Genomic DNA, 14,536 nt, shown 5'->3' on the forward strand with positions numbered 1-14,536 from the left:
CTGTTTCTGAACGCCATATGCAGCCTATGACGCTCCTAAACTCTTAGCGTAGGATTCTGGGAAGATTCTGCGATGACTCCTTGTGGGCAATCTGGTCAGGGAGCGCGTGCAATCTCAGGTAAAGCAGACCCACCGCGAGCACGAAAGCGACCAGAAAGAACGCCGTCCCGATCAGGAGGTAGTCTCTCCCACCGGGAGACGGGATGAAGATCGGCAACGCGTGCGGTGCCAACGGGTGCATCGAGGGTGTCACGGCTTGCCCTCCGAAGAAAGGCGTGCGTTCCACTCTGCGAAGCTACCATATTCTTCGACACGTCGCCACGCCGGCACCGCCCGCCTGCCGTTTGCTGACGTCATCGGAACCTTCCTCCATCGGCCCCGCTCGGGCAGGCTGTCACAGGCGGACGGTGCGCAGGCGGATCGCGTTGCCGATCACGCTCACGGACGACAGGGCCATGGCGGCCGCCGCGATGATGGGTGAGAGCAGGATACCGAAGAACGGGTAAAGCACGCCCGCCGCCACCGGCACGCCAAGGGCGTTGTAGATGAAGGCGAAGAACAGGTTCTGGCGGATGTTGCGCATGGTGGCGCGTGACAACCGCCGCGCCCGCACGATGCCGGTCAGGTCGCCCTTGAGAAGGGTCACGCCGGCGCTCTCCATCGCTACGTCGGTGCCGGTGCCCATGGCGATGCCGACATCCGCGGCTGCCAACGCCGGCGCATCGTTCACGCCGTCGCCCGCCATGGCGACCACGCGACCCGCGCGCTTGAACTTGTCCACCACCGCGCTCTTCTGGTCGGGCAGCACCTCGGCTTCGACCTCATTAATCCCGAGCCGGCGGGCCACGGCCTTCGCGGTGGTCCAGTTGTCGCCGGTCAGCATCACGACCCGCACGCCCTCCGCCTTCAAGCCAGCGAGCGCCTCAGGCGTCGAGGACTTCACCGGATCCGCGATGGCGATGGCGCCCGCAACCTTGCCGTCGATGCCCGCGAAGATGGCGGTCGCGCCGTCCTCACGCAGCCTGTCGGCCTGCTCCCCCAGCGGAGCCACGTCGACGCCGTGCTCCGCCAGGAAGGCCTTGTTGCCGAGCACAATGCGCCGGCCCTCGACGGTGCCCAGCGCGCCCTTGCCGGTGGGCGAGTCGAAGTCCGTCACCGGTGCGGTGGCGATGCCCTGCTTCTCGGCGGAGGCCACGATGGCGATGGCCAACGGATGCTCGCTGGCCCGCTCGACGCTGGCCGACAGGCGCAGGACCTCGGCCTCCGTGAAGCCCGGGGCGGGGACGATGGCCGTGACCGCCGGCTTGCCCTCGGTGAGGGTCCCGGTCTTGTCGACCACCAGCGTGTCGACCTTTTCCATGTGCTCCAAGGCCTCAGCGTTCTTGATCAGCACGCCGGCCCCGGCGCCGCGGCCGACACCGACCATGATCGACATCGGCGTGGCCAGTCCGAGGGCGCACGGGCAAGCGATGATGAGGACCGCAACGGCAGCGACAAGGCCGTAGGAGAACTGCGGCTCGGGACCCCAGATGGCCCAGGCGACAAACGCCAGGAGCGCCACCCCGATCACCGCTGGCACGAAATAGCCCGAGACTTGGTCGGCCAGGCGCTGGATCGGCGCGCGGCTCCGCTGGGCCTCTGCCACGAGTTGCACGATCTGCGCCAGCATGGTGTCGCGCCCGACCTTCTCGGCCTCGATGACCAGGCCGCCGGACTGGTTCATGGTGCCGCCGATGGCCTTGGCGCCGACCTCCTTGGTAACCGGCATAGACTCGCCCGTGACCATCGACTCGTCAACGGAACTGCGCCCCTCGACGACGATGCCGTCGACCGGCACCTTCTCGCCGGGACGCACCCGCAGGCGGTTGCCGACCTGCACCGCGTCGAGCTGGACCTCCTCCTCGCTGCCGTCGTCCCGGATGAGCCGTGCGGTCTTAGGGGCCAGGTCGAGCAGGGCCCGGATGGCGCCGCTGGTGCTCTCGCGGGCGCGCAGTTCGAGCACCTGCCCGAGGAGCACCAGCACCGTGATCACCGCCGCGGCCTCGAAGTACACCGCGACCGAGCCATCATGGCCGCCGAAGGCGGCCGGGAAGATGCCGGGCGCGAGCGTCGCGACCACGCTGTAGAGCCAGGCGACGCCGGTGCCCATGGCGATCAGCGTGAACATGTTGAGGCTGCGGTTCCTGATCGAGGCCCAGCCGCGTTCGAAGAAGGGCCGGCCGGCCCACAGCACGACGGGCGTCGCGAGGGCGAGCTGGATCCAATTGGAGGTTGAGCGCGGGATCAGGTGGTCGAGCCCGGTGAGGTGCCCTCCCATCTCCAGCGCGAACACCGGCAGGGTCAGGGCGAGGCCGATCCAGAACCGGCGCTTCATGTCGATGAGCTCGGCGTTCGGCGCCGCCTCGGCGCTGACGAGAACCGGCTCCAGGGCCATGCCGCAGATTGGACAGGAGCCCGGGCCGACCTGGCGGATCTCGGGATGCATCGGGCAGGTGTAGATCGTGCCCTCGGGCACGGGTTCGGCCTTTCGGGTCGCTGCCGGCTCGACGTACTTCGCAGGTTCGGCCGTGAACTTCGAGTGGCATCCGGAGGAGCAGAAATAGTACGGCTTGCCCTGGTACTGGGCCCGATGGGTGGTGCTGTGCGGATCGACCATCATCCCGCAGACCGGATCCTTCACCTTCCCGGCATCGACTGCGGGTGCAGGATGATGCCCATGACCATGTCCGTGGCGGGCATGATGATCATGTCCCTCATGCGCCTGTCCTTCGATGGTCCCATCACCGGTCATGGTTCACCTCGCGGTCCTGCGGAGGAATGCATCCTCGGCCTTCCCATGATGGCAAGGTCAAGCGTCCGAAACCATTGATTATCGGCGGCCTCGCAATGTCACCTTGATCTGGGGCAATGCCGCACCACGGCATCATCCTGTTTTGGATTTTTGCTGCTCCAAACTGCTCAGCCAGGACAGCCTGTCACTTGGTGCTGGTGGTGCCGACATTCGCAATGGTCAGCCAGCACCTCGATGATCCGTCACTGCCGGCCTAGCTCAGCCTTTTCGGGCGGTCACCCACAGCAGGCCCGTGAGGGCGAGGTTGAGGCAAGCCAGCCCGGCCAGGAAGCGGAGCGCCGCGTCCGCGCCATTCCACTCGATCAGGACCGCGCCGATGGATGGCGACAGCGCCTGTGCGAGAAGGCTCGGCATGGCCAGCCTGCCCATCAGCGAGGCGTACCCAAAGGGTCCGAACAACGCGAGCGGGAGCGTGCCCTTGGCGATGGAGCCGATCCCGTTGCCGGCCCCGTAGAGCGCCAACGCCAGGGCCAGGATCGGGAAGCCGGCGGCGAGCAGGATGACACCGGTCGCGACCAAGGTCACGGAGGCGGCCATGGTCCAGATCGGATGGTAATGACGCCCGAACGCCATCTCGACCACCCGAGCCCCGACCTGGGACGGTCCGACTAGCGCCCCGAGGGCGACGGCCCCCGCGAGTTCCAGGCCGTGGGCCTGCAGGAAGGTCAGCAGATGCACGCCGATCATGGACGCGGTCACGGCCCCGAGGGTGAGGATGGTGGCGAGCAACAGGAAGGCCCGCGTCCGTCTGGTCCCCGTCAGGATGGCCGCGGACGCGGCTTCTGAGGCGCTCCCGGCCGGCTTGCCATCCGGCTTGGCGGCATGGATGTCGGGCAGAACGAAGGCGTGCAGCGGAAGCGAGATGAAGATCTGAATTGCGGCATAGACGGCGCAGGCACCGCGCCAGCCGAGATGTTCGACGAGCCAGGCGCTCAGGGGCCAGCACACGGTGCTGGCGAAGCCGCCCCACAGGGTCAGGCTGGTGATCGCGCCACGCGCCTGCTTGCCGTAGAGGCGGCCTAGGGTGGCGAACGCCGCGTCATAGAGCCCCGAGCCCATGCCGACGCCCATCAGGAGCCAGGCCATGAAGTACATCGGGAGGCTGTGGGCCAGCGCCAACAACGCCAGCCCCGATCCGAGGAGGACCGAGCTGCCGATGAGGACCGGACGGCCGCCCTTGGTGTCGATGGTGCGTCCGACCCACGGCGCGACCAGGCCCGCCGCGAGCAGCCCGGCGGACAGTCCGCCCACGACCCAGGCCAGCGACCAGCCGGTGTCGGCGGCCATCGGCTTCGCGAGCACCGCGGGCAGGTAGTAGGACGATCCCCAGGCGAGGATTTGCGTGACGCCCAGGGTGGAGATGACCACCCGGGGGCTTGGTTTCAGGCTGGCGGGATCCTCCACCACGGCCTCGGCTGCGGAGTTCGACACTGGGTGATCTCAGCAGCAGCCGGCTGGTTCCGCAACCTTCTCCGGCGCCTTTGCGGGACCGCAGCCGCAGCCCGACTTGTCCTTGGCCTCGGCATCGGCGACGCAGCAGGCGTTGGCCTGCGCCGGTGCTGGGCCGCCGCAGCAGTCCGACGATGCTGCCGTGCCGTCCTGCACGAGGTTGGTCGAGCAGACACCCGTCTCCGGCAGGACGAGATGGATGTCGTCCGCCGCGGCGAGGTCCCCGGCGATAGCCGCCACCACCGAGCGCACCTGCTCGTACCCGGTGAGCATCAGGAAGGTCGGAGCACGGCCGTAGCTCTTGATGCCGACGGTGTAGAAGCCCGGCTCCGGATGGGCGAGTTCGCGGTGACCGTGCGGCGGCACCGACCCGCAGGAGTGCAGGTTCGGGTCGATCAGCGGGCCGAGCGCCTTCGAGCTATCCAGCCACGGGTCGAGGTCGAGCCGGAGCTCACGGGTGAGGTTCAGGTCCGGGCGCTGTCCGGTGGACACCACGATCCGGTCGACGGGGCCGAGCTCGCGGATGCCGTCCGCGGTCTCGCCTTCGACCATCACCTGATCGCCGGTGGTCTTCACGCGGGTGGCGGAGAAGCCGGCCACCAGGGTGACCCGCCCACTGTCGACGAGCGCCTTGAGGGCCAACCCGAGCTCACCGCGGGCCGGGAGCTGGTCGGCGCTGCCACCGCCATAGACCCGCATCAGGTTCTCGCCGCGGGTTGCCCACACGATGGAGGTCTCAGGGTTCCGTTCCGCCAGCCGGGCGAGGTCGAGGAGTACGTTCGCGGCCGAGTGCCCGGCACCGACCACCAGGATCGTGTTCCCCTCGTAGGCGGCGCGGTCGCGCCCGAGCACGTCCGGGATCCCGTAGGCAATGTGATTGGCATGCTCCGCTTCGCCCTCGGCGAGGATGCCGCCCGCGCCGAGCGGGTTCGGGGCCGTCCACGTTCCCGAGGCATCGATCACCGCCCGCGCCAGGTCGCGCCGGATGGCGCCGTTGCCGTTCGAGACGGCGAGCACGAACGGCTTGGTCTCGTGGCCCTTGCTGAGGACCTTGTCGGCGCCCTGGCGGGTGATCGCCTTCACCTGGGCGCCGGTCTCGATCACGGCTGCCATCTCGGGCGTGTCGGCGAGTGGCTTGAGGTAGGCCTCGTAGAGGTCCGAGCCCGTCGGCATCGCCTTGCCGGGCGGCTCCTGCCAGCCGTGTGCGTGGAGTAGCGCACGCGCCGCCGTGTCGGTGTTGTACTCCCACGGCGAGAACAGGCGGACGTGGCCCCAGTCGCGGACGTTGGCGGCGACGGTCGCGCCGGCCTCGTAGACCTTCACGGGCAGGCCGCGCTGGATCAGGTGGGCGGCGGCGGCGAGCCCGACCGGGCCTGCGCCGATCACGGCAACGGGAAGAGCATCGGACGAGGTCATGAGAGGACTCCCTGGTCAGCAACAGGAGGCGGGTCGGGGAGCGAAGCCTTCGCGCACGCGCTCGACGAAGACCCGGCCGTGGCAGCACAGGATCTTGAGCATCCGTAAGGGATCGCGGTGGCGCGGCTGGGCCAGGACGGCGAGAACGTCCGCCCGCTGGAGGCCGATGTCGCGCAGGAGATGATCGTCCAGTTCACTGAGGGTGACGACGTGCCGGCGGTTCCGGGCCGCGCGGGCGAGATGGAGGACGAACGGAAGGAAACCGGGCATCTGCCTCTCCTTTTTATATTTCCGGTACTATGGAAATAGTGAGCAAAAATATATCAAGCGGCGTTTTCCGTTTGGGCTCCGCATCCGGCATCGGCACAGCACTCGTCGGCCAGGAAGCTGATAAGGCCGTTCATCACCGGATAGTTGGCCCGGCAGATCAGGGTCGTGGCCTGTCGCTCCTGCTTCACCAGTCCGGTCAGCAGGAGCCGCTGCAGGTGGTGCGACAGCGTCGACGGCGGAATGCCGAGACGCTCCTGGATCTGCCCAACTGGCAGGCCGGCCTCTCCGGCCCGCACCAAGGTGCGGTAGACCTGGAGCCGGGTGTTGTTCCCGAGCGCTTCGAGTTGCTTGGCTGCTTGTTCGACGTTCATGGAAATAACGATGAACCTACTCGGGTCAGCCGTCAAGCGCTATTTCTAGGATATTCGAAATACGTGGATCAACGTACTCTTTCCGGGTGCTTTCGGGTCATCGCGTGTCCTGCCGTTCCCTGGCGGTCCAAAGCACCTGGCTTCGATACGAATGCCCTCCTTGCGCTGCCGCTGTGCTGGATGCGAACTCGGCTGCGGACGTGTCGCCTGGCACATCCACGCCGTAGCCCCCGATGTACCTTGGAGCAGGTTGGGCTGGGTCCATTGCCTGCTTGGCGACAGTGCATGCGAACGAAACGAGGGGGTTATCATGATCCTGGGCAATTCATCAGTGTCACCCTCGGGCAGGCTCACGGGATCGGAGTGGGCCGCCATCGTCAGCTCCCTTGTCTTCATCACGATTTGGCTCGGATTCTCGTTTGCGTGAGGGGCTTTTCTGCGGGAATTTGACTGGCGATGCAGCCCCGTTGCCGACACCGACGCACGGGAGGGACTGCCAGACAGGGAGGCGGCGATGACTCCGGAGATCCGCCCCGCCACACCGGCCGATACGGAGGCCTGTGGGCGCATCATCTTCGAGGCTTTCAGGGGGATCGCGGACCAGCACGGCTTCCCATGGGATTTCCCCTCGGCAGAGGCAGGAACGCAGCTTGCCACGACCTTCATCGCGGCCCCATCCATCTATGGCGTGGTGGCGGAGCTGGACGGGCGGGTGGTCGGCAGCAACTTCATGGCCGAGGGCGATCCGATCCGTGGCATCGGGCCGATCACCGTTGATCCGGCCTTACAAGGAAGTGGGGTCGGGCGGCGGCTCATGGAGGCCGCTTTAGCCCGGGCGGGCGACGCGATGGGCGTCCGCCTTGTCCAGGATGCCTTCAACACCCGCTCGATGGCGCTCTACGCCTCGCTCGGGTTCGATGTCCGGGAGCCGCTCCTGCTGATGCGCGGCACGCCCCGCAGCGGACCCGATCTGGGCTATGCGGTCCGGCCCATGGTCGCCGCAGACCTGGACGCATGCGGGGCGCTATGCGCGGCCGTTCATGGTGTCGAGCGCACCCACGAACTCCAGGAGGCGCTGCGGGTGTTCGCGCCCTTCGTCGTCGAGCGGAAGGGCCGCATCACGGGTTATCTCTCGGCGGCAACGTTCTGGCTGATGAACCATGGCGTGGCCGAGACCGAACTCGACATGCGGGCGCTCCTGGCCGGTGCGGGAGCCTTGAGCGCGGAGCCGCTCTCGATGCTCCTGCCGACACGGCAGGCGAACCTGTTCCGCTGGGGCCTGCATCAGGGGATGAGGGCCATCAAGCCGGTGACGCTCATGACGATGGGCCGCTATGAGGAGCCGAAGGGCTGCTACTTCCCTTCGGTGCTCTACTGATCACGATCCAGGTTGCTACTCGGCCGCCTTAATGCCGCCGCAGACTGCTTCCGCGGAACGGGGCCCGCCCGCAGGCTGCCCGGTGCCGCGCTCATACCAGCCCTGGCTGCGGTTTACGATCCAGACTACGGAGAGGTTGGAGCAAAGGCCGGGCTTTCAGCCGCAAGGCGCGCGGCGCATTCGATGCGGCTGACGATGCAGTCCGCCAGTGCTGCCTCGCAACGATTGACAGCGACACCCCCCGGATTTCGACTGGGCCCATGGGGATTGCGATCTCCCCACGAGGCGGCATGCCCAAGCATCGCGTCCTGTTTTCCAGAAGGGACGCCGCATGCCATCAGCCAGCACCATCAAAGCCGAACCAAGCTCCGAAGTGGGCCACCGGAGCCGTTCGAACCGAGGTCTGCCACCGGACATCAGGCGGGTTCTCATGGCGCGGTCCCTTCGCGCCTTCGGCGACGGCTACGTGGCAATCCTGCTGCCGGTGCATCTCTCGCGCCTCGGCTACGATGCCTTCGGTGTGGGTCTCCTCTCGACCGCGTCATTGCTGGGCTCGGCCCTGTTGACGCTCGCGCTCGGGCTGGTGGCCTACCGGATCCCGCGGCGGCGGGCCCTGCTGGCCGCAAGCCTCCTGATGGCCGCGACCGGACTGGGATTTGCCGGGATTGAGGCGTTCTGGCCGCTGTTCCTGATCGCCTTCGTCGGCACACTCAATCCGTCCGGCGGCGACGTCAGCGTCTTCCTGCCCCTGGAGCACACTGTCCTGTCCCATGTCGTCGCCGATGAGGAACGGACGGCGGCGTTCGCTCGCTACAGTTTTGTCGGCGCCTTCTTCGGTGCTCTAGGGGCGCTCTCGGTGGGCATGGTGGACTGGCTCGCTCCAGTCATCGCGCCATCGGCCACAGTGACCGCCTTGTTCGGATTGTACGCGGCCATCGGGCTGCTCACGTTCTTCCTCTATCGCCATCTGTCGCCCCGGGCGGAAGCGGGCACCGACAGCCCGCCGGCACCTTTGGGCCCGTCGCGCGGCATCGTCTACCGACTGGCGGCCTTGTTCTCGGTTGACGCTTTCGGCGGAGGGCTCGTCATCAACGCCCTGCTCACGATCTGGCTGAGTGAGCGGTTCGGCATCGGCGTCGCCACCATCGGGGCGGTCTTCTTCGTCACCAGCCTGTGCTCGGCTGTGTCGTATTTCGCGGCGGTGCCGCTGGCCAAACGCTTCGGGCTGATCAACACCATGGTGTTCACGCACCTTCCGTCAAGCGTCTTCCTGATCCTGACCGCGTTCGCCCCGACGGTCTGGATCGCGTTCGGGCTGCTGATCCTGCGGAGCCTGCTGTCGCAGATGGATGTCCCGACCCGCTCCTCCTACGTCATGGCGGTAGTCCGGCCGGAGGAAAGGCCGGCCACAGCAAGTGTCACAGCCGTGCCGCGGAGCCTCGCGTCGGCTCTCGCCCCACTCCTGTCCGGATGGCTGCTGACCGTGTCGCCGTTCGGCTGGCCACTCGTCCTCGCCGGCACCCTGAAGGCAGCCTACGACCTGACGCTGCTCTGGCAATTCTCGGCCATCAAGCCGCCGGAGGAGCGCTGAAGGCACCTCTTCGACTTACCCAACGTTGCCCGGGCCGACCATCAATTGCGGCGTGGCCATCTGCATCACACCCTGAGAGGCGGAGAGGCGGAGAGGTGGTTTCCTTCACGGCGCTCCCGAGGGTGTGGCCCCTCCGGCGAGCAGTGCCGCTGTGGCAGGGGCACCCACCAACATATGTGAGTGCGAAGCCGATGGTTCTGATAGAGGTTAAAGCAATGTTAATGTTGTTAACCTCGCCAAGACTCAGGACCTCGCGTGTCCGGCGCGGCACAGCCTTGGAGGCGTACCCGTGTCAGTCAGTGAACTGAAACATCGGATTCTTGTCGTCGAAGACGAGGCCATGGTCAGCATGCTCCTGGAGGACATGGTCCTGGACTGCGGCGCCCGGATTGTAGGACCCGCGGCGACATTCGACAGTGCTCTGACATTGGCCCGCGAAGGGGAGTTCGATCTCGCCGTTCTCGACCTCAACCTGGGAGGCACCCTCAGCTATCCCATCGCCGAGGTGATCCGGGGTCGCGGCATTCCGCTCATCTTCGCCACCGGGTATGGTTCGAACGGGCTCCGGGACAGCTTCCGGGATTGCCCCACGCTCCAGAAGCCTTTCAGCCAGAGCGATTTCGCTCAGGCGGTCGCGGCGGCATGCTCAAGGTCAATGAGCAACTGAAAGCCAGGGCAATCGCTACACCCCTGAAAGGCCCAGAAGACCGGACCCTTATGACAGGGCCGCGCAGGGGCCGCGAGATCCGCGACGCCTTGGACGAGCATGATGACGCCGAGCACTCCGCCGAGGCCAGCGGCAGCCGCCGGAGCAGGCGGTCGGAGAAGTTGATCCGCTTCGACGCATGCTGGATGCCCCAAGCGGCCGCCACGCTGATAGACACCATGGTGATCACCAGCCCCAGGCTGAACGCAGCCACCGTCGCGGCCCCGAGCGTGAACTGGCCGAGCTGAAGGCAAATCAGCAGCACGGTAATCGATCTCGGGGTCGCGGGACTCACACTGGGTTGGATGTAGGCGAAAATCCCGAGCGCCGGTGACTGGCGCCCTCAGAAAGGACTGCCGTTCGAACGAAGATACGCGATCAGATCGGCGCGTTCGTCCTGTGCCTCAACGCCCGGGAAAGCCAAGCTGGTCTTCGGCACCAGCTTGTAGGGAGCAGCCAGATAGCGATCCAGAAGCTCCTTGCTCCAACGCTCCTCGCGCTGGGCGAAGGCACGCAGGGCAGGGGAATAGGAGAACCCCTCCTGCGACGCGATCCTGCGCCCGACAACCCCGTGCAGGTTCGGGCCCTGCAGGTTCGTTTCGTCCGGCTGCACGGAGTGGCACGAGTAGCAGTACTGGAACACCTTCTCGCCCCGCACCGGGTCGCCACCATCTGCGTGTGCGCCGACGACTGTGATGCCCAGCAGAAGGGCTGCCGCAGGAACAAGCCGCCAGATCACTGCGACTGCCGGGCCGTGCGGATCACCATCAGCCGGTCCGCCCCCGACTTCGGTAGCCAGACCTCACCCGGCCGGCCAAGGATCTGGCGCACGTTGGCATCGGCCTCTGACATCGGATAGCTCGTGAACTGTTCGGTGGTCGGATCGAAGGACAGGATGGCATCGGCGCCCCAGTCAGACACCCAGACGATGTCGCTGTCGTCGACATAGACGGCGTAGGCCTGGGGCTTGTCACCCGGCAGCTTCCATTCCCGCCAGCTATTCGCCTTCGGATCGTACAGTCCGAGCTGGCCGGCGTTCCACTCCGAGACCCAGATGCGCCCCTTCGAGTCTGACCAGACGCGACGGGCACCCTGACCCTTCGTCGGCGGTTCGATCACCGTCGCCTCGCCTGTCGCCTTGTCGATGCGCGCGATGTGGTTGCCGGCGAGCGAGGCGTAATAGACGTCGCCCTCCGGCGTGGCCGTGATGCCATAAGGGCCACGGCCACGCGGGGCCTTCCAGACCTCCATCTCGCCGCTCCGCGGGTTCAGCCGACCGTAGAACCCGTTCTGGCCTGTGAACCAGTGCATGCCGTCCTTGTCGAACACGGCGGTGTTCAGGTTGGTGTAGCCGGTGTCCTCGGGAAGCTTCCACACTGAGACCTTCTCGGTCGCAGGATCGACGCGCACGATGGCGTTTTGACCTCCGTCGGTGAGCCAGGCCGCGCCATCGGGCCCTTGGATCACGCCGTGTGGGGCGGATTTCGGCCCGAGCTTGATCTCGCGGCTCTGGCCTGTGGTCGGGTCGAGGATGCCGAGGGCGCCATTGCGCTGGGCGGAGTACCACACTTTGCCATCCGGGGCGGGCGCCACGTCATGCGGATAGGCGCCGTTGGGCAGCGGAAAGACTTGCTGCGATTGCTGGGCAGATCCTGATCCGGTGAATGCGAGAAAAGCCAAGAGGGTGAGGGCGATGCGGCAAGCCGGCAATATGACAGGATCCTCCTGATCGGCCGTGAGACCATGCTCCGGATTTATGTCACCATTGCGCTGGCGCCGGGTTCGACGGAGCAGCCCAATGTCTGACGTGCGGCAGGAGCACTGGAACACGATCTTCACGACCAAGGCCGAGGAGGCGGTGAGCTGGTTCCAGGCGACACCGGAAACCTCCCTGCGCCTGATCCGTGCCTGCAACCTCCCGAAGGACGCAAGCATCCTCGACGTCGGGGCAGGCGCCTCGCACCTGCCGGATGCCCTTCTCGCTGAAGGGTTCAGCACCATCGCCGTGCTCGACATCTCGGCCGCCGCCCTGGCGAAGACCAAGGCCCGCCTCGGCGACAAGGGGCGGACGGTCCGCTTCATCGCGGCCGACCTCGCCGTCTGGCAGCCGGACCTCACCGTCGACCTCTGGCACGACCGGGCGGTCCTGCACTTCCTGACGGAGGAGCGGGACCGGACGGCCTATGCGGACGCGCTCCGGCGTGCGGTGAAGCCAGGTGGCTTTGTCCTGATCTCGGGCTTTGCCCCGAGCGGACCGGAGCGTTGCAGTGGCCTGCCCGTCCTCCGGGCTGATCAGAACATGATTGCGAGCCTTCTTGGTCCCGGCTTCGACCTTCTGGACGCGTTCGAGGAGGATCATCAGACCCCGTCAGGCGGGCGGCAGCGGTTTGTGTTCACCCGGTTTCACCGGAGCCATGGCTAGAGGCGCACCGTTCAGTGCGTCGAAGCCCAGGACGTTCAATGGTGGCGCTTGGCGCCGTGTCCATGTCCGCCCGACGCCTGGTACCCGCGCAACTCGCCATACCGATGCACCTGCTCGGGCGTGAGGACCTCAAGGGTGGAGAGGTGATAGTGCAGGTGGGCTCCACGGAGGGTGCCTTGCGTCGCTCCGATGTCGGCCGTTGCGGCCTGCAGGCTTGCCGGGGTGACGGACTTGGTGGCGAACTGCCGGTCGAGGGCGGTCTCCTGCGCGATCAAGCGCTCGCCCAGGGGAACGGTCTCCGCCTTCATGGCCGCATGGAGCTCCTGCACGCGGGCGCGCTGCTCCCCGGACAACCCGAGCCGGTCGGCGAGTTCCAGGACATGGATCGGCCCCGGATAGCCATTCAGCTCCGCCGGCAGCGCCAGCCCCATGCCGCGGCCAGCGCGGAGGTCGGCAATCTGCTGGTCGGAAAGCGCCTTCACGGCACGATGCTCCATCCCCGCATAGGGTGAGGCGGAGGCATGCTGGGCGTGGGCGGCTCTGGGGGCGAGAAGGGTTGCGGCAAGCGCGATGCCAAGGCGCAACATCAGGGATCTCCGTCAGGTAGGCGTCACAGCAGGCGGGCGCCCTCATAACGGGCGAAGGTCTTCTGACCAGTCGGCCCGAACAGGACCACCTCGTAGGTCTCCGGCGCCATGCCCTCCATCTCCATGCCGGGCGAGCCCATCGGCATGCCCGCGACGGCGAGACCCTTGCCCGCTGGCTTCTCCGCGAGGAGGCGCTTGATCGCGTCGGCCGGCACATGGCCCTCGATGATGTAGCCGCCGATCTCAGCGGTGTGGCAGGAGGCCAGGTCCTGTGGCACGCCGAGGCGCACCTTCACGCGGTTGATCTCCGGCGTCTCGATCACGTCGGCGGAGAAGCCCGCCTGGCGCAAGTGGTCGACCCAGCTGGTGCAGCAGCCGCAGGTCGGATCCTTGCTGACGACGATCTTCGGAAGGTCTTGGGCTCGCAAGGAACGGGAATGAGCTAGCAGGGCGCCAGCCGCGAGGCCGACGACGAGTCTGCGCCGTGTCACGGGGATGGTGTTCATCGGACGCCTTTCCGGCAGCCGCTCAGGCTGCCTTGCGCTGCGAATGGTCGGGACAAGCATGCACCTCAATGGTCACTCGCGACAGGCTTTTGATGCGGACAGCCGCTACTTGCCGTTCTTCTTGAGCCAGTCCTGCATCTCGGCGATCTCCTTCTCCTGATCGTCGATGATCTTCTGGGCCATTCGCTTCGTCTCGGGATCCTTGGCGTGCGCCAGTGCAACCTTCGCCATGTTGATGGCGCCCTGGTGGTGCGGGATCATGTGGGTGCGGAAGTCCACGTCCGCGTTGCCCGTGTAGGGCACGTGCATGTTGCGCATCATCTGCATGTCCGCCGCCTTGAAGTCCTTGGTCGAGGCCGGATCATTCGGCGACGGCATCATGTCCTTCATCATGCCCTGCATCATCGTCTGCATCGCCGCCGGGTCCATGTTGTCCATGGGCATGGCGCCGGACATCGGCATGCTGCCGTGGCCCTGGTGCGAGGTCTGCGCGTACGCCATGCCGGCCACGGCGGTGATCGCGAGGGCGGCGATGGTTTTCGTGATGGTCTTCATCGTTTTCTCCTTGCTGTCAGGAAAGCTCAGTTGTTGACGAAGCGGGCCTGGACGGCGTGGCCGTCGGTCATGGTGACCGAGACGACCACGCGCGCGCCCGTTCCGAGCGGCTGGGCCAGGGCGCCGACGAGCCTGTTGGGCTCGGCGGGTTGGAGCTGCACGGTCGCCGTCTTGCCGCCGTCCTGCACGATGGCCCGGGCGTTCTTGGCGCCTGCGGACGCCAGCGGCTTATCGTCCGCCTCGGTGAGGAAGAGGATGAGCTCGGAGCCCTTGGCGACCATTTCGACGTGATGGCCCGAGCTGTCGACGACGGGTCCGCCGTTCGGGCCATTCGCCATCTCGTGGGCCTTCGCCGCCAAGGGGGCAGATACGATGGCGAGGGCGAGGGCGAGGGCGAGGATGAGATGCTTCATGGTGTTTCTCCTTGGATGGGG

Annotated in this window: 16 protein-coding genes; 5 read left to right on the top strand and 11 right to left on the bottom strand. The window is 66.7% G+C overall.

The genetic code is table 11. The annotated features are described in order from the left end of the window. Window positions 1–394: 394 nt before the first annotated feature. The 5 genes from ILT44_RS23650 to ILT44_RS23670 all read right to left on the bottom strand — a co-directional run bounded on the left by ILT44_RS23650 (window position 395) and on the right by ILT44_RS23670 (window position 6,357). Complete coding sequence (locus ILT44_RS23650; RefSeq protein WP_204242069.1) at window positions 395–2,791, bottom strand: heavy metal translocating P-type ATPase; 2,397 nt, start codon at window positions 2,789–2,791, stop codon at window positions 395–397. 258 nt (window positions 2,792–3,049) lie between these two features. Then, entirely contained in the window at window positions 3,050–4,237 is a 1,188-nt protein-coding gene (locus tag ILT44_RS23655; protein WP_239468487.1) for an MFS transporter, read from the bottom strand. A gap of 54 nt (window positions 4,238–4,291) precedes the next feature. After that, window positions 4,292–5,716 (bottom strand): NAD(P)-binding domain-containing protein, encoded by a 1,425-nt coding sequence (locus ILT44_RS23660; RefSeq protein WP_204242071.1) that lies wholly within the window; start codon window positions 5,714–5,716, stop codon window positions 4,292–4,294. Window positions 5,717–5,731: 15 nt separating this feature from the next. Beyond that, window positions 5,732–5,986 carry a DUF1127 domain-containing protein gene (locus ILT44_RS23665; protein WP_204242072.1) on the bottom strand — a complete coding sequence of 85 codons (255 nt, stop codon included), beginning with the start codon at window positions 5,984–5,986 and terminating at the stop codon, window positions 5,732–5,734. 53 nt (window positions 5,987–6,039) lie between these two features. Continuing rightward, complete coding sequence (locus tag ILT44_RS23670) at window positions 6,040–6,357, bottom strand: ArsR/SmtB family transcription factor (protein ID WP_204242073.1); 318 nt, start codon at window positions 6,355–6,357, stop codon at window positions 6,040–6,042. A 514-nt stretch (window positions 6,358–6,871) separates the two neighbouring features. On the opposite strand from ILT44_RS23670, the gene ILT44_RS23675 reads away from it, so the two are divergent. The 4 genes from ILT44_RS23675 (at window position 6,872) to ILT44_RS23690 (ending at window position 10,280) form a co-directional block, all read left to right on the top strand. Further along, a complete protein-coding gene (locus ILT44_RS23675; RefSeq protein ID WP_204242074.1) occupies window positions 6,872–7,735 on the top strand; it encodes a GNAT family N-acetyltransferase in 864 nt (287 codons plus the stop codon). Between the two features lie 430 nt (window positions 7,736–8,165). Next, window positions 8,166–9,326, top strand: coding sequence for an MFS transporter (locus ILT44_RS23680; protein ID WP_239468484.1), 1,161 nt, complete (start codon window positions 8,166–8,168; stop codon window positions 9,324–9,326). Between the two features lie 289 nt (window positions 9,327–9,615). Then, window positions 9,616–9,993 carry a response regulator gene (locus tag ILT44_RS23685; RefSeq protein ID WP_204242076.1) on the top strand — a complete coding sequence of 126 codons (378 nt, stop codon included), beginning with the start codon at window positions 9,616–9,618 and terminating at the stop codon, window positions 9,991–9,993. After that, window positions 9,969–10,280 (top strand): hypothetical protein, encoded by a 312-nt coding sequence (locus ILT44_RS23690; protein WP_204242077.1) that lies wholly within the window; start codon window positions 9,969–9,971, stop codon window positions 10,278–10,280. Before ILT44_RS23685 ends, ILT44_RS23690 begins: the two co-directional genes overlap by 25 nt. 95 nt (window positions 10,281–10,375) lie before the next feature. Here ILT44_RS23690 and ILT44_RS23695 read toward each other — a convergent pair whose 3' ends face one another. Together ILT44_RS23695 and ILT44_RS23700 are read right to left on the bottom strand one after the other, a co-directional pair. Continuing rightward, a complete protein-coding gene (locus tag ILT44_RS23695; protein ID WP_204242078.1) occupies window positions 10,376–10,771 on the bottom strand; it encodes a c-type cytochrome in 396 nt (131 codons plus the stop codon). Next, window positions 10,768–11,742, bottom strand: coding sequence for a Vgb family protein (locus tag ILT44_RS23700; RefSeq protein WP_204242079.1), 975 nt, complete (start codon window positions 11,740–11,742; stop codon window positions 10,768–10,770). Before ILT44_RS23700 ends, ILT44_RS23695 begins: the two co-directional genes overlap by 4 nt. A gap of 88 nt (window positions 11,743–11,830) precedes the next feature. On the opposite strand from ILT44_RS23700, the gene ILT44_RS23705 reads away from it, so the two are divergent. Beyond that, on the top strand, window positions 11,831–12,454 hold the full coding sequence (locus tag ILT44_RS23705; RefSeq protein WP_204242080.1) for a class I SAM-dependent methyltransferase: 624 nt from the start codon (window positions 11,831–11,833) through the stop codon (window positions 12,452–12,454). A gap of 35 nt (window positions 12,455–12,489) precedes the next feature. On the opposite strand, the gene ILT44_RS23710 is transcribed toward ILT44_RS23705, so the two are convergent. The 4 genes from ILT44_RS23710 to ILT44_RS23725 all read right to left on the bottom strand — a co-directional run bounded on the left by ILT44_RS23710 (window position 12,490) and on the right by ILT44_RS23725 (window position 14,515). After that, on the bottom strand, window positions 12,490–13,041 hold the full coding sequence (locus tag ILT44_RS23710) for a Spy/CpxP family protein refolding chaperone (protein ID WP_204242081.1): 552 nt from the start codon (window positions 13,039–13,041) through the stop codon (window positions 12,490–12,492). A gap of 23 nt (window positions 13,042–13,064) precedes the next feature. Next, window positions 13,065–13,547: a DUF411 domain-containing protein gene (locus ILT44_RS23715; RefSeq protein ID WP_204242082.1), complete on the bottom strand. Its 483-nt coding sequence runs from the start codon at window positions 13,545–13,547 to the stop codon at window positions 13,065–13,067. 105 nt (window positions 13,548–13,652) lie between these two features. After that, window positions 13,653–14,132, bottom strand: a complete 480-nt coding sequence (gene copM / locus ILT44_RS23720; protein WP_255549841.1) for a CopM family metallochaperone — start codon at window positions 14,130–14,132, stop codon at window positions 13,653–13,655. Next, complete coding sequence (locus ILT44_RS23725; RefSeq protein WP_204242084.1) at window positions 14,129–14,515, bottom strand: hypothetical protein; 387 nt, start codon at window positions 14,513–14,515, stop codon at window positions 14,129–14,131. The genes copM and ILT44_RS23725 overlap by 4 nt, the downstream gene beginning before the upstream one ends. Window positions 14,516–14,536: the final 21 nt, after the last annotated feature.

Origin of the sequence: Microvirga arvi, assembly GCF_016892765.1 — a bacterium.
In the GTDB taxonomy this organism is placed as follows: Bacteria; Pseudomonadota; Alphaproteobacteria; order Rhizobiales; family Beijerinckiaceae; genus Microvirga; species Microvirga arvi.